We start from the raw sequence: 23,504 nt of genomic DNA on the forward strand, positions 1-23,504 counted from the left end.
CAGTATCTATATCCCTCATCTAACGTTTGGTTATTGCCAAATGGTAAGATGAGGGTATTATTTATTTATATATAAAAAGATAAGAGAGGGAATTTATGGAAAAGTATGCATTAGTAACTGGAGGAAGCGGAGGGATTGGCTCTGCTATTTCGAAGCAGTTAATCGAGGATGGTTATACAGTCTATATTCATTACAATAAAAGCGAAGAGAAGATAAGGGGGTTACAAAAGGAGTTTGATGCAGTGATTCCTGTGCAAGCAAATTTAGCTTCTATCGATGGAGCAGAGAAATTGTGGGGACAAATCGAACATCCTATTGATGTTATTGTATACGCAGCTGGAAAGAGTATATTTGGATTAGTAACGGATGTTACGAATGAAGAATTAGATTATATGGTGGAGCTTCAAGTGAAGAGTGTATATAGACTTTTATCGATGGCGCTTCCACCGATGATCGGGCGGAGAAGTGGTAATGTTGTTGTTATTTCATCCATTTGGGGGCAAATAGGAGCGTCTTGTGAGGTGCTGTACTCAATGGTGAAAGGTGCACAAAATTCATATGTGAAGGCTTTAGCGAAAGAAGTTTCTCTAAGTGGATTGCGCGTTAATGCGGTAGCGCCAGGTGCGATCGAAACAGAAATGTTAAATGTATTTTCAGAAGATGATAAAAATGAAATTGCTGAAGATATTCCATTAGGTAGAATAGGACTACCCGAAGAGGTAGCAAAAACAGTATCATTCCTCGTTTCGCCAGGAGCTTCTTATATTACGGGGCAAATTATCGGAGTGAATGGCGGTTGGCATTGCTAAAAAATTCTTACATAAAAAACAAGAAATTGTACAAATTAAGCATGATTCTATTACTAAAATAGTGAGGTGCTTAAACATGTCAGTGTTAGATAATTTTGATCAGTGGAAGAGCTTTTTAGGAGAACGTTTAGAACAAGCGGGGGGAAAAGGGCTTGATGGTGGTGCCGTATCAGATATGGCATTTCGTGTTGGTGATTATTTAGCAAATGAAGTAGAAGCGCGCAACGATCAAGAAAAATTATTGTCTGAGCTTTGGAAAGTTGCTGATGAACAAGAGCAACATACAATTGCAAATTTAATGGTGAAGTTTGTACAACATAAGTAAAAGTAGAGAGGAGCTTCTCCTCTCTACTTTTTTTGTATAGTAATTAGGAGGAATAGATTATACATTTAGCTTCCCTATTAAGGTGAAATCATATAATATAGTACGTAGGTGTAAAGTAAGCGTAGGGGAGTGATCTTGGATGATTGAATGGTATTTTGAATATGAAATACATAAAAACCGACCTGGCTTACTTGGTGACGTTTCTTCGTTAATCGGTATGCTTGGCATCAATATTGTCACAATTAATGGTGTAGATAATGCACGACGTGGACTTTTGCTTATGTGTGATAATCAAGAGCAAATCTCTAGACTTGAATCAATTTTAAATACGATGGATAATATAACGGTAACGAAATATCGTCCGCCAAAGCTTAGAGATAAGCTAGCAGTTAGACATGGTAGGTACATACAACGAGATGCAGATGATAAGAAAACATTTCGATTTGTGCGTGATGAATTAGGATTGCTTGTAGACTTTATGGCGGAGATAATGAAAAAAGAAGGTCATAAATTAATTGGGATACGAGGAATGCCTCGTGTCGGAAAAACAGAATCTATTGTTGCCGCAAGTGTTTGTGCAAATAAGAGATGGTTATTCGTATCATCTACTCTCATTAAGCAAACTGTTCGTAGCCAATTGATTGAAGATGAGTATAGCGACGATAATATTTTCATACTAGATGGAATTGTGTCGACAAAGCGTGCAAATGAAAGACACTGGCAGCTCGTTCGTGAAATCATGAGATTGCCTGCAACGAAAGTTGTGGAACATCCGGATGTGTTTGTGAGTCAGTCAGAATACACATTGGATGATTTTGATTATATTATCGAATTGCGTAACGATTATGATGAAGAAATTCAATATAATTTAGTAGATGAAATTGAGCAAGGTACGCAAAACAATTTCTCTATGTTCGACTTTTAAAGAAATATTGAGGTGTTAGTAGTGACGGAATTAGGACAAAAGCTGACAGAAGCAAGAGAAGCGAAAGGCTTATCTATTGATCAGCTGCATGAGATTACAAAAATTCAAAAACGCCATTTAGTAGCGATTGAAGAAGGCAATTATGATGTGTTGCCAGGAGCTTTTTATGCGCGTGCATTCATTAAACAATATGCAGATGCTGTTGGATTAAATGGAGAGGAACTGCTTGTGGAATATCAGAGTACGATACCACAGTCTGAAAAACGTGAAGTTCCACAAGTATCAACTGGACAAAAAACACAAGAAACAATGCAAAAATCTTCATCATGGCCAATTGCGGATCATATGCCCAAAATTTTGATTGCGTTGTTAGTAATCGCATTTGGAGTGGTAGTCTGGTTTGTTATTCAAGCGTTAACTGGAAAAGATGATAGGCAAGTTCAAAATGCTCAAAGTGAGAAAATTGAGGTTCAAAAAGCAAAAAATTCTCCGTTAGATACGAAGAAAGATGAAGCGAAAGCGGAAGAACCAAAAAAAGAAGAACCAAAAAAAGAAGAACCAAAGAAAGAAGAACCAAAGAAAGAAGAGCAACCAGCGCAACCAACTGGACAACAAGAAGTGAAGGTAGTTGGAACGAGTGGTAAGGTATCTACTTTGGAAATTCATAATAATAAAACATTAGAACTGGAAATTTCAGCGAAGGGTGCAAGCTATGTAGATGTTAAAGATGATGCGGGTAACGAAATTCTAAACACTACAGTACAAAGTGGTCAAACAGAAAAACGTGATTTATCAACAGTAAAAGAAGTGCGGCTTAATATTGGAAGTGCACCGAATGTTGAAATTAAACTGAATGGCCAAGTGGTTACTTTCCCATTAGATCCAGCAAAAGAATATCACCAAAGATTGGTGATAAAAAACCAAGGGATAGGGCAAGCTGCGCAATAACAGTCATCGCTTCGATGACTTTTTTCAATGAACAAATGTTTTTGACATGATGGAGGAATAGCTGTGAATTTACCAAATAAAATTACAATATCTAGAATCTTCTTAATTCCAATTTTTATGGTAATTATGTTAGCGCCCTTTGAGTGGGGCTCATTTATAATTGGTGATGTAGAGTTACCAATTCAACATTTAGTAGGGGCACTTATCTTTATTATTGCTTCGGCTACAGATTGGATTGATGGACATTATGCAAGAAAGTATAATCTTGTAACGAATTTAGGGAAATTCCTTGACCCGTTAGCAGATAAATTACTTGTTTCGGCAGCACTTATCACATTGGTAGAAATGCAATATGTACCTGCTTGGATCGTTATTGTAATTATAAGCCGTGAGTTTGCAGTAACAGGTTTACGCCTTGTACTTGCTGGGACAGGGGAAGTAGTTGCAGCAAATCAGCTAGGGAAAATTAAGACATGGACACAAATTATTGCAATTGCAGCATACTTATTACATGATGTACCGTTAAATCTACTTCATATTCCAGTTGCAGATATTTTCATATGGATTGCATTATTCTTTACCGTTATTTCAGGATGGGATTATTTCTGGAAAAATAAAGATGCTTTTGTAAACTCAAAATAGAAGTTTATGGGGGAATTGGGATGAATGCTGAAATTATTGCGGTTGGAACGGAATTATTACTTGGACAAATTGCAAATACAAATGCCCAGTTTTTATCTGAAAAGTTAGCTTCAATCGGAATTAACGTGTACTACCATACTGTTGTTGGGGATAATAACAAGCGATTACAGAAGGCAATTGAATTGGCTGAAGAACGAGCTGATATGCTCATTTTTACAGGTGGATTAGGACCGACAAAAGATGATTTAACGAAAGAAACAATAGCGTCTAGTTTAGATGAAGAGCTTGTGTATGATGAAAAGGCATTAACATCGATAAGCGATTATTTTAAGCGTACAGGCCGTGAATTTACGGAGAATAATAAAAAGCAGGCGCTCGTTTTAAATGGATCGACTGTATTTGCGAATGATCACGGTATGGCGCCTGGTATGGGATTAAATACGAATGGAAAAGTTTATATTTTATTACCAGGACCACCAAAAGAAATGAAGCCGATGTATATAAGTTACGTAGAGCCTTTTTTATGTAAGTTTACAACGGGGGAAAATATTTATTCTCGTGTTCTTCGTTTTTTTGGTATTGGGGAATCTCAATTAGAGGTGAAAGTTCAAGATTTAATTGATGGACAAACGAACCCAACCATTGCACCACTTGCAAATGATGGAGAAGTGACATTACGTTTAACTGCCAAACATCATGATGCTGATGAGGCGGAGAAACTGATTCAGCATGTGGAAGATTTGATTTTAGAAAGAGTAGGAGAATTTTTCTACGGATATGACCAAGATTTCCTTCATTACAAGGCAATAAGGCTATTGAAGGAAAAAGGGTTAACTTTAGCGTGTGCAGAAAGTTTAACAGGTGGTCTTTTTGGAAATCAAGTAACAGAAAATGCTGGTGTTTCGTCTGTATTTAAAGGCGGTGTCATTTGTTATCAAAATGATGTGAAGCAACAAATTTTACATGTACCTGAAGAAGTGTTACGTACTGATGGCGCGGTTAGTAAACAGTGTGCTCGCTATCTTGCTGAAAATGTAAAGAAACTGTTAAAAGCAGATATCGGAATTAGTTTCACTGGGGTGGCAGGACCGGATGCTTTAGAGCATAAAGAACCAGGAACAGTATTTATTGGATTGGTAATTAAAGATGAACCAGCTGTAGTCTTCTCGCTTAATTTAAGTGGAAGTCGTCAACAAATTAGAGAACGCTCTACAAAATATGGATTTTATCATTTATTTAAAAAGCTAGAAGAGATATAAATTTCTTCTAGTTTTTTTTGTTGGAAAACCTAGTTTTATTCGATGTAAAATAAAAAAATCGAATAAATGTTCGATTTTTGTTGGCAAATTGAATTGAAAATAGGTATAATAAGATTAGCAATTTAGTTAAGGAGGAATTTTGAATGAGCGATCGTCAAGCGGCATTAGATATGGCGTTAAAACAAATAGAGAAGCAATTCGGTAAAGGTTCAATTATGAAATTAGGAGAACAAGCGGAGCGTAGAATTTCTACAATTTCAAGTGGTTCTTTAGCACTTGATGTGGCACTAGGGGTAGGCGGATACCCACGTGGCCGTGTTATTGAAATTTATGGACCTGAAAGTTCAGGTAAAACAACAGTTTCATTACACGCAATCGCGGAAGTACAGCGTCAAGGTGGACAAGCAGCGTTCATTGATGCGGAGCATGCAATGGATCCTGTATATGCACAAAAATTAGGTGTTAACATAGATGAATTACTATTATCACAGCCTGATACAGGGGAGCAAGGACTAGAAATCGCAGAAGCACTTGTACGAAGTGGAGCGGTTGATATTATCGTAATTGACTCTGTGGCAGCTCTTGTACCGAAAGCTGAGATCGAAGGGGACATGGGTGACTCTCACGTTGGTTTACAAGCACGTTTAATGTCACAAGCACTTCGTAAACTTTCAGGTGCAATCAACAAATCAAAAACAATCGCAATCTTTATCAACCAAATTCGTGAAAAAGTTGGGGTTATGTTCGGGAACCCAGAAACAACTCCAGGTGGTCGTGCGTTGAAATTCTATTCAACTGTCCGTCTTGAAGTACGTCGTGCTGAGCAGTTAAAGCAAGGTAACGATATTGTTGGTAATAAAACGAAAGTAAAAGTAGTTAAAAATAAAGTAGCACCGCCATTCCGTGTTGCTGAAGTTGATATTATGTACGGAGAAGGTATTTCAAGAGAAGGTGAAATCTTAGATATGGCTTCTGAACTTGATATCGTTCAAAAGAGCGGTGCTTGGTACTCTTATAATGAAGAACGCTTAGGACAAGGTCGTGAAAATTCGAAGCAATTCTTAAAAGAGAATACGGATTTAAGAGAAGAAATTGCCTTCTTTGTTCGTGAACATCACGGAATTGGTGAAAACTCTGGTGTTGAAGACACGGAAGATTCAACTCGTCAAGATTAAAAAATAAAAGACACGGTCCCGTGTCTTTTATTTTTTAATCCACTATGAAAGCGTTATATATAGCTGGAGATAAAATATTTATTCTATCCAAAAGGCTATGTGTAAAGGGGAATATTCATATATTTTAAGTGAATGAATTGGGATTTTCTAAGGTTTTCCAGGATAATATGCTGTCTGTTTTTTAAATCCATATAAGATTCAGGGCTTAAGGTAAAGAAAGTAAAAGTAGACAACGCTTGACAATGAAAATTGCGATAGATACAATGAGAATGTATATTTTTTCTTATATACGATATACTCTTCTCAAGAAGAGAAGTAATATTCGGAGTAAGACTTAAATCTTGCCGAAATAATAATATGACATTTTAATTGTGAAATGAAGAAAGTCCCTTAAAAAAGCGGGACGACGGTCTTTGCTGTACGTTGTAATTCAATGTACATGCCGACAGTCTTTTTTCATTCATAGCAAGGGGAGGTGAAATCATGAGTAGTAGTACAGTTTGGATACTCATCTCCATTTTGCTTGCAACAGTCGGTGCAGTTGTTGGCTTTTTTGTTCGAAAGTCTATTGCTGAAGCGAAGATTAATGGTGCAGCTAATGAAGCAAAACGTATTCTAGACGAAGCGAATCGTGATGCTGAAGCACTTAAGAAAGAAGCGCTTTTAGAAGCAAAGGATGAAATTCATACACTTCGTACAGAAGCTGAATTAGAAATTCGTGACCGTAGAAGCGAATTACAAAAACAAGAAAATCGTTTAATGCAAAAAGAAGAGAACCTTGATCGTAAAGACGAAACGCTCGATAACCGCGAGCGACAGTTAGAAAAGAAAGAGGAATCTCTTGTAGCGAAACAACAACAGATTGAAGAGTTGGAAAGCAAAGTGGGAGAGTTAGTTCAAAAGCAACAAACAGAATTAGAGCGCATTTCCAATCTGACCCGCGAACAAGCGAAAGCAATTATTCTTGGTAAAGTGGAAAGTGAAGTTTCTCATGAAATTGCCGTTATGGTAAAAGAAAGTGAAGTTCGCGCGAAAGAAGAAGCGGATAAGAAGGCAAAAGAGATTTTATCTCTTGCAATGCAAAGATGTGCAGCTGATCATGTTGCTGAAACAACCGTTTCGGTTGTAAATCTTCCAAATGACGAAATGAAGGGACGTATTATCGGACGTGAAGGTCGTAACATTCGTACGTTAGAAACGTTAACAGGTATTGACCTTATTATCGATGATACACCAGAAGCTGTAATTCTATCTGGATTTGACCCGATTCGTCGTGAAACAGCTCGTATCGCTCTTGATAAACTAGTACAGGACGGACGTATTCACCCAGCGCGTATTGAAGAGATGGTCGAAAAATCAAGACGTGAAGTGGACGAGTATATTCGTGAAGTCGGAGAGCAAACAACGTTTGAAGTGGGTGTTCATGGCTTACATCCAGATTTAATTAAAATTTTAGGTCGTTTAAAATACCGTACAAGTTACGGACAAAACGTCTTAAAACACTCTATGGAAGTTGCATACTTAACTGGACTTATGGCAGCGGAGCTTGGTGAGGATGAAAAACTAGCAAGACGTGCTGGTCTATTACATGATATCGGAAAAGCAATCGATCATGAAGTAGAAGGTAGCCACGTTGAAATTGGTGTTGAACTCGCAACGAAATATAAAGAGCATCCTGTTGTAATAAACAGTATCGCATCTCACCATGGTGACACAGAACCAACTTCTATCATTGCAGTTCTAGTTGCTGCAGCAGATGCATTATCAGCTGCAAGACCGGGAGCTCGTAGTGAAACGCTTGAGAATTACATTCGTCGTCTTGAAAAGTTAGAAGAAATTTCAGAGTCTTATGAAGGCGTAGAAAAATCTTTCGCAATTCAAGCAGGACGTGAAGTTCGTATTCTGGTAAAACCAGATACAATTGATGATTTAGAAGCCCATCGTTTAGCTCGTGATATTCGAAAACGTATTGAAAATGAACTGGATTATCCAGGACATATTAAAGTAACTGTTATTCGTGAAACACGTGCAGTGGAATACGCAAAATAAAGTGGTGAAACACCACTTTATTTTTTTGTGTTGGAATTGGGTAAAATAAAGAAAATTATTTATGAGCAGTATGCAAGTGAAAGAAACTTATAATAGATAAATTGTAACTGTTGTAAGGAAATAGCTTTAAGGTTATAGTATGGTAATAAAAAATGTAGTACATAGAAAGGGTAAGACATATGAGAATATTATTTGTTGGGGATGTAGTAGGATCTCCTGGTAGAGACATGATTCAACAGTACGTACCGGCATTAAAGAAGAAATATACACCGACAGTAACAATTATTAATGGAGAAAATGCTGCGGGTGGACGTGGAATTACGGAAAAAATATATCGAAACTTTTTAGAGTGCGGGGCACAAGCGGTTACGCTTGGAAACCACGCTTGGGATAACCGTGAAGTATTTGAATTTATCGATGATGCAAAATATCTTGCAAGACCAGCTAACTTCCCGGAAGGAACGCCAGGAAAAGGGCTTATCTTTGTAAATTGTAATGGAACAGAAGTTGCAGTTATTAACTTACAAGGACGTACTTTCCTTCCTCCAATTGATTGTCCATTCCGTAAAGTGGATGAGTTAATCAGTATTGCAAAAAAACGTACAAACATTATCTTTGTTGATTTTCATGCTGAAACAACAAGTGAGAAGCAGGCGTTAGGTTGGTATGTAGACGGTCGTGCTACAGCGGTAGTAGGTACACATACACACGTTCCTACAGCTGATAATCGTATTTTACCAAGCGGAACAGCTTATATTACAGATGTTGGTATGACAGGCCCATATGATGGGATTTTAGGTATGGATCGCGAAGCGGTATTGAAGAAGTTTTTAACGAACTTACCAGTGCGTTTTGAAGTGACGAATGGTAGAACACAATTAAGTGCAGTGTTAATTGATGTGGATCCTAATACAGGGAAAGCAAAGAAAATTGAGCGCATTTTAATTAATGATGACCAGCCATTTTTTGACTGATTTTTAACGAAAAGTTAGAGAATTCGTTATATTTTAATTTTTTAGAAAAATTACAGAAATTTAGCAGGAATACGTGCCATTCCTCGTGAATATAAGTTAAAGTGAAATAATTGCTATTACTTTTTATAGAAACGAGGAGGAAACGCGGAATGGAAATATTAAAAGTTAAAGCAACGTCGGTCCCTAATTCTGTAGCTGGTGCACTTGCAGGTGTTATTCGCGAACGCGGAACAGCAGAAATTCAAGCTATTGGTGCAGGTGCATTGAACCAAGCGGTAAAGGCAGTAGCAATTGCAAGAGGATTTGTAGCGCCTAGCGGTTTGGACTTGATTTGTATCCCAGCGTTTACAGATATTATGATTGATGGTGAAGAGCGTACAGCGATAAAATTAATTGTAGAACCTCGTTAAGTTGAAACAACCTGTTTGCATGTATGCAAACAGGTTGTTTTTGTAATGGAGGAATGAAAATGAAAATTTTTGATGCACATTGCGATGTACTCTTTCAGTTATGGAGTGCAAAGGGAAAAAAAGACTTTCAAAACGATTCACAATTACATATTACATTTGAACAATTAATGAAAAGAAAAGGAAGTATACAATGCTTTGCTATATATATACCAGAAACAGTAGCGTATGAAAAGCGTTTTGAAGTTGCGCTGCAAATGATAGATATTTTTCATAATGAAATTCTATCGCTACCAGGAATGAAGTTTATTCAGACAAAAAACGATATTAACATGCTAAAACAGGACGAGATTGGAGCATTATTAACATTAGAAGGATGCGAAGCAATTGGAAAAGAAGAGATGAAATTACGTTTGTTTTATCGCTTAGGTGTACGTTCCTTTGGATTGACATGGAACTATGCCAATCTGTTAGCTGATGGAGCGCTAGAGGCACGTGGAGCAGGTTTAACTACATTTGGTAGACAAGTTGTACAAGAACTTAATACGTTACATTTATGGACCGATGTGTCTCACTTAAATGAAAGAAGCTTTTGGGATGTTATTGAAATTGCTAAAAACCCAATTGCATCTCATTCAAACTGTTATCAACTTTGTGGGCATCCACGCAATTTAACCGATGAACAAATAAGAGCCCTTATAAAGAAAAATAGCATTATTGGTATTACTTTCGTACCGCAGTTTTTAACGAATGAAAGACAAGCGAATATAGCAGATATATTAAGGCATGTGGAATATATTTGTTCATTAGGTGGAGAAAAAAATATAGGATTCGGTTCTGATTTTGATGGGATTTTAGAAACTGTTGTAGGTGTAGAAGTATATAGGGATTATGAAAATATAATTAATCAACTGTGTAAAAAGTATAATGAATCAACTGTAGAGCGATTTTTGTATAAAAATTTTGTTGACTGTATAACGTTCTAAAGAATATGTTTTAAAAATTCAGAAGAATTAAAATAAATTCACTTGAATTTATTGATTTTTTTAAGACCTAATACTAGAATGGTAAACGAAATAGCATTATACTAAAGATTCAGGGAAAACAGAAGAGGCATAATTTGCGTCCATTGTAGTTTATTTGCATAAAAAATGCTAAACTAATACTGTAAAAAAATACACTACAATGAATGCAGCCAAAAGGGGTGTAGGAGATGATTAGTCAACTTTCATGGAAAGTTGGAGGCCAACAAGGTGAAGGAATTGAAAGTACAGGGGAAATCTTCTGTATTGCATTAAACCGATTAGGATATTACCTATACGGTTACCGCCACTTCTCATCACGTATTAAAGGCGGCCATACAAATAATAAAATTCGTGTAAGTACAACAGAAGTACGCGCGATCTCAGATGATTTAGATATTTTAATTGCTTTTGATCAAGAAACAATTGATTTTAACTTCCACGAACTACGTCCGGGCGGAATTGTAGTTGCGGATGCGAAATTTAATCCGACAATACCTGATAATACAGATGTAAATCTATATGTGATACCGTTTACAGATATTGCTTCAGAATTAGGCACATCTTTAATGAAAAATATGGTTGCTGTTGGGGCATCTAGTGCGGTATTAGGATTAGACGAAACAGCTTATTTAGAGGTTGTTGAAGAAATCTTTGGTCGTAAAGGAGAGCAAGTCGTTCAAAAGAATATGGAAGCAATTAAACGCGGCTCTCAATACATGAAAGAATTGCTTGGTGAGAAAGTAAACATGATGCAGCTTGAAAAAGCTGACGGTAAGAAACGCATGTTTATGATTGGAAACGACGCAATCGCATTTGGTGCGGTAACTGGTGGCGCTCGCTTTATGTCTGCATATCCAATCACACCTGCATCTGAAATTATGGAATATTTAATTAAAAAGTTACCGAAAGTCGGCGGAACAGTAATCCAAACTGAGGATGAAATCGCAGCTTGTACAATGGCGATCGGTGCAAACTACGCTGGTGTTCGTACATTAACAGCATCTGCTGGTCCTGGTCTTTCTTTAATGATGGAAGCAATTGGTTTAGCAGGTATTACTGAAACACCGCTAGTTATCATTGATACACAACGCGGTGGTCCAAGTACGGGCTTACCAACAAAACAAGAGCAGTCTGACTTAATGGCTATGATTTACGGAACACATGGTGAAATTCCAAAAATCGTAATGGCGCCAAGTACAGTTGAAGAAGCTTTCTATGATATTGTAGAAGCGTTTAACTTAGCAGAAGAATATCAAGTGCCTGTTATTTTCTTAACAGATTTACAGCTTTCTTTAGGAAAGCAAACAGTAGAACCACTTAAGTTAGATAAAGTGGAAATTCGTCGTGGTAAGCTTGATTTAGAAGTAGAATTACCAGAACGTGAAAATAAAGCATACTTCAAGCGTTATGAAGTAACAGAAGATGGAATTTCACCACGTGTTTTACCTGGTATGAAAAATGGTATTCACCATGTTACAGGTGTAGAACATGATGAAACGGGTAAACCATCTGAATCAGCGTTAAATCGTAAAGATCAAATGGACAAACGTTTCCGTAAAATGGCGAATTTACAGTTTAATACCCCTATTTACAAAAATGCTAAGCATGATGACGCAGACGTATTGTTAGTAGGCTTTAACTCAACTCGTGGTGCAATCGAAGAGGCAATGCAGCGTTTAGAACAAGAAGGAATGAAAGTAAACCATGCCCATGTACGTTTAATTCATCCGTTCCCAACAGCTGAAATCGATCCACTTGTGAAAAAAGCGAAGCGTGTTGTAGTAGTAGAAAACAATGCAACTGGTCAGCTTGCTAACATTATGAAAATGAATCTTGGCAATGGCGAGAAAATTTCTAGTCTTTTAAAATACGATGGAAATCCATTCTTGCCGAAAGAGATTTACAACGAATGTAAAAAAGGGGTTGTATTAAATGGCAACATTTAAGGACTTTCGTAACAGTGTAAAACCAAACTGGTGCCCAGGTTGCGGAGACTTCTCGGTGCAGGCTGCGATTCAGCGTGCGGCAGCTAACGTTGGTTTAAATCCAGATGAGCTAGCTGTTATTTCTGGTATCGGCTGTTCCGGTCGTATTTCAGGGTATATTAATTCATATGGTTTGCATAGTATTCATGGACGTGCTCTTCCAATTGCACAAGGTGTGAAAATGGCAAATCGTGATTTAACAGTTATTGCATCCGGTGGTGACGGTGATGGTTTTGCGATTGGTATGGGACATACAATCCATTCTATTCGTCGTAACATTGATATTACGTACATCGTAATGGATAACCAAATTTACGGATTAACAAAAGGGCAAACTTCACCACGTAGTGAAGCTGGATTTAAAACGAAAAGTACACCACAAGGTTCAATTGAACCATCACTAAATGTTATGGAAATGGCTTTAACAGCTGGTGCGACATTTGTGGCGCAAAGCTTTTCAAGTGATTTAAAAGAATTAACGCAAATTATTGAAGCTGGTATTAACCATAAAGGCTTTTCATTAATTAATGTATTTAGTCCATGTGTTACTTATAATAAAGTAAATACTTATGATTGGTTTAAAGAGAATTTAACGAAACTAAGTACAGTAGAAGGATATGATCCATCTAACCGCATGATGGCTATGCAAACATTAATGGAAAAGAACGGGTTAGTAACAGGTTTAATTTATCAAAACACAAAGCAGCCTTCTTACCAAGAGCTTGTAAAAGACTATAGTGAAAAACCTTTAGTGCAAGCTGATTTGAATATGGATCAGAAAATGTTTGATGAGCTTGTTGCTGAATTTATGTAATAATCGGAGAGAAGGTTGCCGCTTGGTAACCTTCTTTTTGAGTGAATAAAAATAATTAATAGATTTGTTTACTTAGAAAATTCAGAATGATAAAATAATATATAAATCGTTGTATAAAAATAGCATGTTCAATAACTGTGAAATGAAATATAGGATAAGAAGCCTTCTTCGTTAAAGTTGGCTAAAGGCTCTATACTATGATAATGTGTATAGGGATAAAGCAATATACTTTTGGGTAGGACAAGATGAAATAAAAAAAGGGAATGTCTATTTGTGTGGGGAAGACTTCATTCTTACGGATGATTAGATCGATTACTCAAGTTTCAAAGGGCAAGTTATCTCTCATGCTATCTAACATCATTGAGATGGGTCTAAGCGCATTAAAATGGACTACAGAGTGTGTGTATAGTTAAGGGTGAAAGGAGATTACCGATGAACGAGCAACAACGATTAGCAAGTCGACAAGCAAATTCCTCTACGAAAAAAGAAGAGAAAGATTATAGTAAATACTTTGAAAGTGTATACCAACCACCTTCCTTGAAATTGGCGAAAAAGCGTGGGAAAGAAGAAGTTAAAATTGAAAGAGATTTTGGCCTACCTAAAGAGTTTCGCGATTTTGGCGCAGGAAGAAAGTTTTACATTCGTACATATGGCTGTCAAATGAATGAGCATGATACAGAAGTAATGGCTGGGATTTTTACAACACTGGGATATGAGCCAACCTTTTCAACTGAAGAGGCAGATGTGATTTTATTAAATACTTGTGCAATTCGTGAAAATGCTGAAAATAAAGTGTTCGGTGAACTTGGTCATTTAAAATCATTAAAGCGAAGAAATCCGGATCTTATAATTGGTGTATGTGGTTGTATGTCTCAAGAGGAATCTGTTGTAAATAAAATTATGCAAAAAAATCAGCATGTAGATATGGTGTTTGGTACACACAATATTCATAGATTACCGTATATCTTAAAGGACGCAATGTTCTCAAAAGAGACGGTAGTTGAAGTTTGGTCAAAAGAAGGGGATGTAATTGAAAACCTTCCGAAAGTACGTCGTGGTGATATTAAAGCTTGGGTAAATATTATGTATGGCTGTGATAAGTTTTGTACATATTGTATTGTACCGTATACACGCGGAAAAGAGCGTAGCAGACGTCCAGAAGATATTATTAAAGAAATTCGCCATCTAGCTGCGAACGGTTATAGAGAAATTACGTTACTTGGACAAAACGTAAACGCATACGGTAAAGACTTTGAAGATATACAATATGGTCTTGGCGATTTAATGGATGAACTTCGTAAAATCGATATCGCGCGTATTCGTTTTACAACGAGTCATCCACGTGATTTTGATGATCATTTAATTGATGTTCTTGGAAAAGGTGGTAACCTAGTAGAACATATCCACTTACCGGTTCAATCTGGTAGTACAGATATGCTTAAAATTATGGCGCGTAAATATTCGCGAGAACACTATTTAGAGCTTGTACGAAAAATTAAAGAAACCATTCCGAATGCAGTGCTAACGACTGATATTATCGTTGGTTTCCCAAATGAAACGGATGAGCAGTTTGAAGAGACGATGTCGTTATATCGTGAAGTAGGATTTGATACGGCATTTACATTTATTTATTCTCCGCGTGAAGGTACACCAGCTGCAAAAATGCAAGATAATGTTCCGATGGAAGTGAAGAAAGAGCGATTGCAACGCTTAAATACACTAGTGAATGAATATGCAGTTAATAAGAATAAGCGTTATATAGGTCAAATTGTAGAAGTATTAGTTGAGGGAGAAAGTAAGAATAATCCTGAAGTACTTGCGGGATATACACGTACGAATAAACTTGTAAACTTTGTTGCTTCAAAATCTTTAATTGGTCAGCTTGTGAAAGTAAAAATAACGGAAGCAAAAACTTGGTCTCTTAACGGGGAATTGGTTAAGGAGCCGATTGAGGTGAAATAATAGATGAAAGTATATACGAAAGATGAAATTGTTGAGCAAGCGAAAGAATTAGCGAAAATGATCTCTGAAACAGAAGAAGTCGATTTCTTTAAGCGAGCAGAAGCACAAATTCATAAAAATGAAAATGTAAAGCGAGCAATTGATGAAATAAAAGCTTTGCAAAAGCAAGCAGTAAACTTGCAACATTATGGGAAATGGGAAGCTTTGAAAAAAGTAGAAGCTGAAATTGATGCACTTCAAGATAAGTTAGATAATATCCCAGTTGTACAGGAGTTTAAATCTTCACAAACGTATGTAAATGACTTACTACAGCTAGTTGCTAGTACCATTTCTAACAATGTAACAGATGAAATATTAGTTTCAACTGGCGGCGATGTGTTGAAGGGTGAAACTGGTGCAGCAGTAGAAAGTAAAAAAGGAAATTGTGGTTGTTAAAGAGATGTCTTATTGACATCTCTTTTTTTTAGTGGGTTATATCGGAAATTCTTCTCAAAAAAAAGAATGACACATTCCGCTATTGTCACGCATATGATTAAGTGAATAGTGATTGAGGAGGGTTACGAATGTCCGAATTTAGAGAGATTATTACAAAAGCAGTGGTTGGAAAAGGACGTAAGTATACAAAGTCAACGCATACATGTGAATCGAATAATGAGCCAACAAGTATTTTAGGGTGCTGGGTAATTAACCATTCGTACGAAGCGAGAAAGAATGGAAAACATGTGGAAATTGAAGGTTTCTATGATGTAAACACTTGGTATTCATTTGATGGAAACACAAAGACTGAAGTTGTAACAGAACGTGTTAACTACAATGATGAAGTAAGTATTGGGTATCGTGATAAAAACTTCTCTGGTGACGATTTAGAAATTATCGCTCGTGTAATTCAGCCGCCAAATTGTTTAGAAGCTCTTGTATCGCCAAATGGTAATAAAATTGTTGTGACGGTAGAACGTGAATTTGTAACAGAAGTAGTTGGGGAAACGAAAATTTGTGTAAGTGTAAATCCTGAAGGTTGCGTAGAATCAGACGAGGATTTCCAAGTCGATGATGATGAGTTTGAAGAATTAGATCCGAACTTTATCGTCGATGCAGAAGAAGAGTAAGAGAAAGCTAGGGAGAAGTTCTTCCTAGCTTTTTACAGTACATAAGTGGTTCTGCATGAACATGATTCCTTATGAAATGTGCTATAATGAGGAAAGACTCCTGGAATAGGAGATATGGATGTCCGTGAAGTGTGACATATATGAATATAGATTATTATGTAAGAATTATGGAGGAAAGACATGACGCAATATACGCCTATGATACAGCAATACTTAAAGGTTAAGGCAGACTATCAAGATGCCTTTTTATTTTTCCGATTAGGTGATTTTTATGAAATGTTCTTTGAAGATGCGGTTAAAGCAGCTCATGAACTTGAAATTACATTAACGAGCCGAGATGGTGGTAGTAGTGAACGTATACCGATGTGTGGTGTACCGCATCATGCAGCTAAAAATTATATTGAACAACTTGTTGAAAAAGGATATAAAGTAGCTGTTTGTGAGCAAGTGGAAGACCCAAAAACAGCTAAAGGTGTAGTACGTCGTGAAGTAGTACAACTAATTACGCCAGGAACGATGATGGAAGGGCGTACAATAGACGAGAAGGAGAATAACTTCTTAGCAGCATTAACACATTTCGAAGATGGATCTTATGCGCTAGCTTGTAATGACTTAACGACTGGACAAAATACAGTGACGTTATTAACTGGTTCAGTAGAAGATATTTTATTAGAAGTGTATGCGACTGGTTCAAAAGAAATTGTTGTAGATTCTACATTTTCAAAAGATGAATTAAATAAGTTAACTGAAACATTAAAAATGACGATTTCGTATGAAGATACAATAACTATTCCAGAAGGATTAGAACATCTTGTGAAAAGTGTTTCCCAAGCAAAATTAATTAAAGCAATTGGACGCTTATTTAACTATGTGATAAGAACACAAAAACGTTCGTTAGATCACTTGCAACCAGTAGAAATTTATTACACGAATCAATTTATGAAAATTGATGTGCATTCAAAGCGAAATTTAGAGCTGACAGAAACACTTCGAACGAAAGAAAAAACAGGATCATTATTATGGCTATTAGACAAAACAAAAACGGCTATGGGTGGTCGTATGTTAAAACAGTGGATGGAACGTCCGCTAATCCAAAAAGAAAAAGTAGAAGAGCGTTTAGAAATGGTTGAAACATTTGTAAATGATTACTTCTTACGTGAAGATTTAAAAGAAAAATTAAAAGAAGTATATGATTTAGAGCGTTTAGCAGGGAAAGTTGCATTTGGTAATGTAAATGCACGGGACTTATTACAATTAAGACGTTCTTTACTGCAAGTACCAGCTATTTTAGAAGCGATTAGTCTGTTAGATAATGCTTATGCTGCAAGGTTAATTCAAGGTGCGGATCCATGTGAGAGCTTAACTGAATTACTAGGAAGAAGTATTCAAGAAAACCCACCGCTTTCTATTAAAGATGGAGATATTATTAAAGACGGTTATAATGACAAGCTTGATCAATATCGTTACGTTAGTAAAAACGGGAAAACGTGGATCGCTGAGCTTGAAAAACGAGAGCGTGATATTACAGGAGTTAAATCGTTAAAAATCGGGTACAACCGTATTTTCGGTTACTACATTGAAGTAACGAAAGCGAATCTTGGAGCACTTCCAGAAGGGCGCTATGAGCGTAAACAAACGCTTGCTAATGCTGAACGTTTCATAACAGATGAATTAAAAGAAAAAGAAACATTAATCTTAGAAGCAGAAGAGAAAATTGTACAATTAGAATACGATTTATTTACAGCGCTTCGCGAAGAAGTCAAAGTATTCATTCCGAAATTACAGCATTTAGCGAAAGTAATTAGTGAACTAGACGTACTGCAAAGCTTTGCGACAGTTAGTGAAGAAGAGCAGTTTGTAAAACCTGTTTTAACAAATAAGCGCGAAATCTTTATTAAAGATGGTCGTCATCCTGTCGTTGAAAAAGTATTGAACGGGAAATTGTATGTACCGAATGATTGTATTATGCCGGAGAAGATGGATGTCTTTTTAATTACAGGACCGAACATGTCTGGTAAAAGTACGTATATGAGACAATTAGCACTTGTTACTGTTATGTCACAAATTGGTTGTTTTGTACCAGCGACAGAAGCAGTATTACCTGTCTTCGATCAAATCTTTACGAGAATTGGTGCAGCGGATGATTTAATCTCAGGTCAAAGTACATTTATGGTTGAAATGTTAGAAGCGAAAAATGCAATTGCAAATGCATCAGAGAGAAGTTTAATTTTATTCGATGAAATTGGACGCGGTACATCTACGTATGATGGTATGGCACTTGCGCAAGCAATCATTGAACATATTCATGACCAAATTGGTGCGAAAACATTATTCTCTACACATTATCATGAATTAACAGTGTTAGAAGAAAGTTTAGACCAACTAAAGAATGTACATGTTTCAGCAATTGAAGAGAATGGAAAAGTAGTTTTCCTTCATAAAATTCAAGATGGAGCGGCTGATAAAAGTTACGGAATTCACGTTGCTCAACTTGCCGAGCTTCCAGAGAGCTTAATCGCTCGCGCGAAAGAAGTGTTAGCACAACTAGAAGGACAGGAAGAAATTGTTATTCCGAAACGAGTAGAAGTGAAAGTGCCAGAAGTCGCTCCAGAACCAGTTGTTGTAAAAGAAGAACCAGCAGAAATACAAGAGACGAAAGTAGAGACTGAGGAAGAATCGCAATTATCATTCTTTGGTGGAGAACAGTCTTCGAAAAAACAAGACAAGTCAGTTCTAGATGCAAAAGAAACGGCAGTACTTGCACAAATTAAAAAGATTGATTTACTCGATATGACGCCTTTAGAAGCGATGAATGAACTGTATCGTTTACAGAAAAAGTTAAAGAAAGGATGAGTAAGTAGATGGGGAAAATTCGCAAACTCGATGATCAACTCTCTAACTTAATTGCGGCAGGGGAAGTAGTAGAGCGCCCTGCCTCAGTTGTAAAAGAACTCGTGGAAAATTCCATCGATGCGAATAGTACATCTATTGAAATCCACTTAGAAGAAGCTGGATTATCGAAGATTCGCATCATCGATAATGGAGATGGTATTGCTGAAGAAGATTGTATCGTTGCATTTGAACGACACGCAACGAGTAAAATTAAAGATGAAAATGATTTATTTCGTATAAGAACGCTCGGTTTCCGCGGAGAGGCCCTGCCGAGTATTGCCTCAGTGAGTGAATTAGAGTTAATTACGAGCACAGGTGATGCGCCTGGTACACACCTTAGTATTAAAGGTGGAGACATTATAAAACAAGAGAAAACGGCAAGCCGAAAAGGAACAGATATTACTGTACAAAACTTATTTTTTAATACACCAGCGCGCCTTAAATATATGAAAACGATTCATACAGAGCTTGGGAACATTACAGATATCGTGTATCGTATTGCAATGTCACATCCAGAAGTATCGTTAAAACTGTTTCATAATGAAAAGAAATTGCTTCATACATCAGGAAACGGTGATGTAAGACAAGTACTTGCATCGATTTACAGCATTCAAGTTGCGAAGAAGCTTATTCCGATTGAAGCTGAGTCTCTAGACTTTACAATTAAAGGTTATGTAACATTACCAGAAGTAACGAGAGCGTCGCGTAACTATATGTCAACGATTGTAAATGGCCGTTACGTTCGAAATTTTGTATTAATGAAAGCAATTCAGCAAGGATATCATACGTTATTGCCAATCGGAAGATACCCAATCGGCTTCTTATCAATTGAAATGGATCCAATGCTTGTTGATGTCAACGTACATCCAGCAAAATTAGAAGTACGCTTTAGTAAAGAACAAGAATTGCTAAAGCTTATCGAAGAAACATTGCAATCGGCATTCAAAAAAATACAACTCATTCCAGATGCTGGTGTAACAACGAAGAAAAAAGAAAAAGATGAAAGTGTGCAAGAACAGTTTAAGTTTGAGCATACAAAACCGAGAGAATCATCTATGCCTAACATCGTTTTACCAACAGGAATGGATGAGAAACAAGAAGAAACAACGACTGTAAAACAACCAGCACAACTGTGGCAACCGCCGAAGCAAGAATGGCAACCACCACAGTCACTCGTAAGAGAAGAGCAAAGCTGGCAGCCATCCTCTAAGCCGGAAACGGTTCGGGAGGAAAAGGAATGGACTAGCAACGATGACGATTTTGAATTAGAGGAATTGGAAGAAGAAGTCGGGGAGATAGAAGAGATTGAAATGAACGGTAATGACTTACCGCCGCTTTATCCAATTGGACAGATGCACGGAACATATATTTTCGCTCAAAATGATAATGGGTTATATATGATTGATCAGCACGCAGCGCAGGAACGTATCAATTATGAATATTTCCGTGATAAAGTAGGAAGAGTAGCGCAAGAAGTACAAGAACTACTTGTACCGTACCGTATTGACTTATCTCTTACTGAATTTTTACGTGTCGAAGAGCAGCTGGAAGAACTAAAAAAAGTCGGACTATTTTTAGAGCAATTCGGCCATCAATCCTTTATTGTCCGTTCGCATCCAACGTGGTTCCCAAAAGGACAAGAAACAGAAATCATTGATGAAATGATGGAGCAAGTCGTAAAACTGAAAAAAGTAGACATAAAAAAACTACGCGAAGAAGCAGCGATTATGATGAGCTGTAAAGCTTCAATTAAAGCAAATCAATATTTAACGAACGATCAAATATTCGCTTTACTCGAAGAACTACGTACAACAACAAATCCATACACATGTCCGCATGGAAGACCGATTCTGGTGCATCATTCTACTTATGAGTTGGAGAAGATGTTTAAGAGGGTTATGTAGGATTAATGTCCAAAGAGAAAAAGTTCGTTCCTAGTTATTTGAAACGGTTTGAAAGTGCCTAGTATTATTTATATGTGTTAAAATAAATATGTAATAGCAATGTTCTCTACAGTTATTTTAATAAAATATTGAGAGAAATAAAAAGGAGCGATAGTAACAAGTCGCTCCTTTTTAATATAATTCTTTTGCAACTATATTTTAAAAATTCATTTATAAACTAGAGATAACCTATTTGTAATTTATATGTGCTTCCTCATTTTTTTGTAAGGAAAGGGGTTTTAATTTACAGATTTATCAGAATTATGTAAAGTGTATATAAAACCATAAAATGGGGTGTTCTTTATGTGTACTAGTTTGACATTACAGACAAAAAACGGTCAGCACCTTTTTGCAAGAACGATGGATTTTACATTAGATTTGAATCAAGAAGTAATAATCATTCCTCGACATTACCAGTGGAATAATATAACTGGTGAAATCATTAATACGAAACATGCTACGGTCGGAATGGGGATTAATCATCAAGGAAGGGTCATTATGGCGGACGGAGTAAATGAAGCAGGTATGACATGTGCAACACTCTATTTTCCAGGATTCGCTACTTATAGTAAAAGTATAGATAATAACAAAACGAATTTGGCTCCATTTGATTTTGTGACTTGGAGTCTCACACAATTCAATTCTGTCAAAGAGTTAAAGAAATCTGTAGATAGCATTACCTTTTTGGATATACCATTACCGGATTTAGGACTTACGCCGCCACTCCATTGGATTTTAGCGGATAAATGGGGAGATTGCATTGTACTGGAGCCAACAAATGAAGGATTAAAAATGTATGACAACCCACTAGGAGTGATGACGAATAGTCCGGAGTTTAGTTGGCATTTACAAAATTTAAGACAATATATTGGCCTTAAATCGCAGCCATTCGCGCCAACAGAGTGGAGTAATGTACCATTAAGTGCTTTTGGTCAGGGCTCAGGTTCAATGGGACTTCCAGGGGATTTCACCCCGCCATCAAGGTTTGTGCGAGCAGCATATGGCAAACAAAACATTCAAGGTATAGATAGTGAAGAAGAGGGAGTATCGGCCCTTTTTCATATCTTATCAAATTGCGAGGTTCCTAAAGGCGGAGTAATAACAGAAGAAGGTGCATTAGATAATACCATTTATACAAGCGTAATGTGTATGGAGTCCGGAACATATTATTATCATACTTACGATTGTAGACAAATTATAGCCATTCATTTATTTCATGAAAATTTAGATACAGATGAGATTAAAGCCTATCCGTTCCAACGGAAACAAAAAATATTTTATGAAAACTAAGTAGCTTTGAAACAACGCTTAGTAAATTTTCAAATATATATAATAGAGCAATAATGACCTATAAAAAGTAGGAATCGGAAGGAATATAATTGATAATCTAATAAGTAACCCGAATAAATACCCCTTAAGAAAAAATAGACGCAAAATATTCAAGGTATTATATAAATTCAATCCAATGACTCCTACCAGTAAAATTCTGCTGGTAGGGGCAGGGGCATTGGCTAAGAAACTTATTTTTTCATTAAACTAGCTTTTATTTCTTCTAGAAGGCCCATTAAAGTGCTATTAGGTAAAATAAACATGGACGTACTACTCCATTTATAAATAGCAAAGCACAAAAAAGGTGTGGAAAATATCCATACCTTTTTTGTGCTTCTATTATCTATGTATAAAAAAGCGCCGTATATCAGCACTTTTTAAAGGTACGTAAATTGTATAATAAGGATTTCTACATTATTAAACACATAACTATGCATGGCCAAATATAGATTCTTATTTATTTTTATTATTATTAATTTTTTCAGTATATAAAACCTGCTCTTTATAATGCTTTTTAATTGGGAAGTTATGTGTACCAGAGCCGTTTTTGAAAGTTTTATTGATGGGGTTTTTTAGAGGGACTGTTGTAGTTTCAGTAAATTCATATGGGTAATTTATTTTAGATTTATCTTCAAACATGAAAATGCCTCCTTTTTAGGATTTCCTGAATTCTTTACTATAACATGATATGCATATAGATTTTTTTTGGACTAGTTATTTATATAGGTTAATGGAATTTAATTACGTAACTACTGAAATATTTCAAAGGAAAACAATGTGAGAAATATATTATAATGATTTCTTTTATTTATTAGCGAAGGGAATCTTGCATATATATTCGTTATAGATTGTTTTTATAATGTAATATATATATAGTTTTCCTGATAATATAATGTGGAATATTATAGTGTTATTAGGTTATTAGGAACATTTAA

At 36.3% G+C, this 23,504-nt stretch carries 20 protein-coding genes; 19 read left to right on the top strand and 1 reads right to left on the bottom strand.

The features are described from left to right. Positions 1 to 95: 95 nt before the first annotated feature. The 19 genes from ymfI (at position 96) to AC0IXC_RS13020 (ending at position 22,530) form a co-directional block, all read left to right on the top strand. On the top strand, positions 96 to 809 hold the full coding sequence (ymfI, locus tag AC0IXC_RS12930; protein WP_002137913.1) for an elongation factor P 5-aminopentanone reductase: 714 nt from the start codon (positions 96 to 98) through the stop codon (positions 807 to 809). A gap of 76 nt (positions 810 to 885) precedes the next feature. Then, positions 886 to 1,134, top strand: coding sequence for a DUF3243 domain-containing protein (locus AC0IXC_RS12935; RefSeq protein ID WP_000114449.1), 249 nt, complete (start codon positions 886 to 888; stop codon positions 1,132 to 1,134). Between the two features lie 139 nt (positions 1,135 to 1,273). Beyond that, the gene (locus AC0IXC_RS12940) at positions 1,274 to 2,059 is read left to right on the top strand and encodes a DUF3388 domain-containing protein (protein WP_000574107.1); all 786 of its coding nucleotides are present in this window, start codon (positions 1,274 to 1,276) and stop codon (positions 2,057 to 2,059) included. A 21-nt stretch (positions 2,060 to 2,080) separates the two neighbouring features. Further along, positions 2,081 to 3,007, top strand: coding sequence for a helix-turn-helix domain-containing protein (locus AC0IXC_RS12945; protein WP_002165210.1), 927 nt, complete (start codon positions 2,081 to 2,083; stop codon positions 3,005 to 3,007). 63 nt (positions 3,008 to 3,070) lie between these two features. Beyond that, positions 3,071 to 3,649, top strand: a complete 579-nt coding sequence (gene pgsA, locus AC0IXC_RS12950; RefSeq protein WP_002014596.1) for a CDP-diacylglycerol--glycerol-3-phosphate 3-phosphatidyltransferase — start codon at positions 3,071 to 3,073, stop codon at positions 3,647 to 3,649. Positions 3,650 to 3,669: 20 nt separating this feature from the next. Then, complete coding sequence (locus AC0IXC_RS12955) at positions 3,670 to 4,908, top strand: competence/damage-inducible protein A (protein ID WP_471652929.1); 1,239 nt, start codon at positions 3,670 to 3,672, stop codon at positions 4,906 to 4,908. Between the two features lie 143 nt (positions 4,909 to 5,051). Continuing rightward, positions 5,052 to 6,083 carry a recombinase RecA gene (recA, locus tag AC0IXC_RS12960; RefSeq protein ID WP_002014599.1) on the top strand — a complete coding sequence of 344 codons (1,032 nt, stop codon included), beginning with the start codon at positions 5,052 to 5,054 and terminating at the stop codon, positions 6,081 to 6,083. A 483-nt stretch (positions 6,084 to 6,566) separates the two neighbouring features. Beyond that, positions 6,567 to 8,132 carry a ribonuclease Y gene (rny, locus tag AC0IXC_RS12965; RefSeq protein WP_002014600.1) on the top strand — a complete coding sequence of 522 codons (1,566 nt, stop codon included), beginning with the start codon at positions 6,567 to 6,569 and terminating at the stop codon, positions 8,130 to 8,132. Positions 8,133 to 8,311: 179 nt separating this feature from the next. After that, positions 8,312 to 9,106 carry a TIGR00282 family metallophosphoesterase gene (locus tag AC0IXC_RS12970; RefSeq protein WP_002014601.1) on the top strand — a complete coding sequence of 265 codons (795 nt, stop codon included), beginning with the start codon at positions 8,312 to 8,314 and terminating at the stop codon, positions 9,104 to 9,106. Between the two features lie 149 nt (positions 9,107 to 9,255). Beyond that, positions 9,256 to 9,516: a stage V sporulation protein SpoVS gene (gene spoVS, locus AC0IXC_RS12975; protein ID WP_000404341.1), complete on the top strand. Its 261-nt coding sequence runs from the start codon at positions 9,256 to 9,258 to the stop codon at positions 9,514 to 9,516. 59 nt (positions 9,517 to 9,575) lie between these two features. After that, positions 9,576 to 10,499 (top strand): dipeptidase, encoded by a 924-nt coding sequence (locus AC0IXC_RS12980; protein ID WP_012261534.1) that lies wholly within the window; start codon positions 9,576 to 9,578, stop codon positions 10,497 to 10,499. A gap of 227 nt (positions 10,500 to 10,726) precedes the next feature. After that, positions 10,727 to 12,484 (top strand): 2-oxoacid:acceptor oxidoreductase subunit alpha, encoded by a 1,758-nt coding sequence (locus tag AC0IXC_RS12985; RefSeq protein ID WP_002014603.1) that lies wholly within the window; start codon positions 10,727 to 10,729, stop codon positions 12,482 to 12,484. Then, positions 12,471 to 13,337 carry a 2-oxoacid:ferredoxin oxidoreductase subunit beta gene (locus tag AC0IXC_RS12990; protein ID WP_002088040.1) on the top strand — a complete coding sequence of 289 codons (867 nt, stop codon included), beginning with the start codon at positions 12,471 to 12,473 and terminating at the stop codon, positions 13,335 to 13,337. Before AC0IXC_RS12985 ends, AC0IXC_RS12990 begins: the two co-directional genes overlap by 14 nt. 432 nt (positions 13,338 to 13,769) lie before the next feature. Continuing rightward, complete coding sequence (miaB, locus tag AC0IXC_RS12995; protein ID WP_002014605.1) at positions 13,770 to 15,299, top strand: tRNA (N6-isopentenyl adenosine(37)-C2)-methylthiotransferase MiaB; 1,530 nt, start codon at positions 13,770 to 13,772, stop codon at positions 15,297 to 15,299. Positions 15,300 to 15,302: 3 nt separating this feature from the next. Next, entirely contained in the window at positions 15,303 to 15,734 is a 432-nt protein-coding gene (locus tag AC0IXC_RS13000; RefSeq protein ID WP_002033698.1) for a YlbF/YmcA family competence regulator, read from the top strand. A gap of 128 nt (positions 15,735 to 15,862) precedes the next feature. Then, positions 15,863 to 16,405, top strand: coding sequence for an outer spore coat protein CotE (gene cotE, locus AC0IXC_RS13005; protein WP_002014610.1), 543 nt, complete (start codon positions 15,863 to 15,865; stop codon positions 16,403 to 16,405). A 180-nt stretch (positions 16,406 to 16,585) separates the two neighbouring features. Further along, positions 16,586 to 19,258 carry a DNA mismatch repair protein MutS gene (mutS, locus tag AC0IXC_RS13010; protein ID WP_016100771.1) on the top strand — a complete coding sequence of 891 codons (2,673 nt, stop codon included), beginning with the start codon at positions 16,586 to 16,588 and terminating at the stop codon, positions 19,256 to 19,258. A gap of 8 nt (positions 19,259 to 19,266) precedes the next feature. Further along, positions 19,267 to 21,201: a DNA mismatch repair endonuclease MutL gene (gene mutL / locus AC0IXC_RS13015; protein ID WP_340777249.1), complete on the top strand. Its 1,935-nt coding sequence runs from the start codon at positions 19,267 to 19,269 to the stop codon at positions 21,199 to 21,201. A 342-nt stretch (positions 21,202 to 21,543) separates the two neighbouring features. Further along, complete coding sequence (locus tag AC0IXC_RS13020) at positions 21,544 to 22,530, top strand: choloylglycine hydrolase family protein (RefSeq protein WP_002185086.1); 987 nt, start codon at positions 21,544 to 21,546, stop codon at positions 22,528 to 22,530. Positions 22,531 to 23,022: 492 nt separating this feature from the next. Here the strand turns inward: AC0IXC_RS13020 and AC0IXC_RS13025 are convergent, their stop codons facing one another. Continuing rightward, positions 23,023 to 23,208 (bottom strand): hypothetical protein, encoded by a 186-nt coding sequence (locus tag AC0IXC_RS13025; protein ID WP_000461142.1) that lies wholly within the window; start codon positions 23,206 to 23,208, stop codon positions 23,023 to 23,025. Between the last annotated feature and the right edge of the window lie 296 nt (positions 23,209 to 23,504).

Source organism: Bacillus sp. AC266 (assembly GCF_979253805.1).

Coding starts and splice junctions, on each gene's coding strand:
- AC0IXC_RS13000 (WP_002033698.1), top strand. CDS start 15,303: ATGAAAGTATATACGAAAGATGAAATTGTTGAGCAAGCGAAAGAATTA.
- miaB (WP_002014605.1), top strand. CDS start 13,770: ATGAACGAGCAACAACGATTAGCAAGTCGACAAGCAAATTCCTCTACG.
- AC0IXC_RS12955 (WP_471652929.1), top strand. CDS start 3,670: ATGAATGCTGAAATTATTGCGGTTGGAACGGAATTATTACTTGGACAA.
- ymfI (WP_002137913.1), top strand. CDS start 96: ATGGAAAAGTATGCATTAGTAACTGGAGGAAGCGGAGGGATTGGCTCT.
- AC0IXC_RS12985 (WP_002014603.1), top strand. CDS start 10,727: ATGATTAGTCAACTTTCATGGAAAGTTGGAGGCCAACAAGGTGAAGGA.
- AC0IXC_RS12940 (WP_000574107.1), top strand. CDS start 1,274: ATGATTGAATGGTATTTTGAATATGAAATACATAAAAACCGACCTGGC.
- AC0IXC_RS12970 (WP_002014601.1), top strand. CDS start 8,312: ATGAGAATATTATTTGTTGGGGATGTAGTAGGATCTCCTGGTAGAGAC.
- cotE (WP_002014610.1), top strand. CDS start 15,863: ATGTCCGAATTTAGAGAGATTATTACAAAAGCAGTGGTTGGAAAAGGA.
- AC0IXC_RS12990 (WP_002088040.1), top strand. CDS start 12,471: ATGGCAACATTTAAGGACTTTCGTAACAGTGTAAAACCAAACTGGTGC.
- recA (WP_002014599.1), top strand. CDS start 5,052: ATGAGCGATCGTCAAGCGGCATTAGATATGGCGTTAAAACAAATAGAG.
- rny (WP_002014600.1), top strand. CDS start 6,567: ATGAGTAGTAGTACAGTTTGGATACTCATCTCCATTTTGCTTGCAACA.
- AC0IXC_RS13020 (WP_002185086.1), top strand. CDS start 21,544: ATGTGTACTAGTTTGACATTACAGACAAAAAACGGTCAGCACCTTTTT.
- AC0IXC_RS12980 (WP_012261534.1), top strand. CDS start 9,576: ATGAAAATTTTTGATGCACATTGCGATGTACTCTTTCAGTTATGGAGT.
- AC0IXC_RS13025 (WP_000461142.1), bottom strand. CDS start 23,208: ATGTTTGAAGATAAATCTAAAATAAATTACCCATATGAATTTACTGAA.
- AC0IXC_RS12935 (WP_000114449.1), top strand. CDS start 886: ATGTCAGTGTTAGATAATTTTGATCAGTGGAAGAGCTTTTTAGGAGAA.
- mutS (WP_016100771.1), top strand. CDS start 16,586: ATGACGCAATATACGCCTATGATACAGCAATACTTAAAGGTTAAGGCA.
- mutL (WP_340777249.1), top strand. CDS start 19,267: ATGGGGAAAATTCGCAAACTCGATGATCAACTCTCTAACTTAATTGCG.
- spoVS (WP_000404341.1), top strand. CDS start 9,256: ATGGAAATATTAAAAGTTAAAGCAACGTCGGTCCCTAATTCTGTAGCT.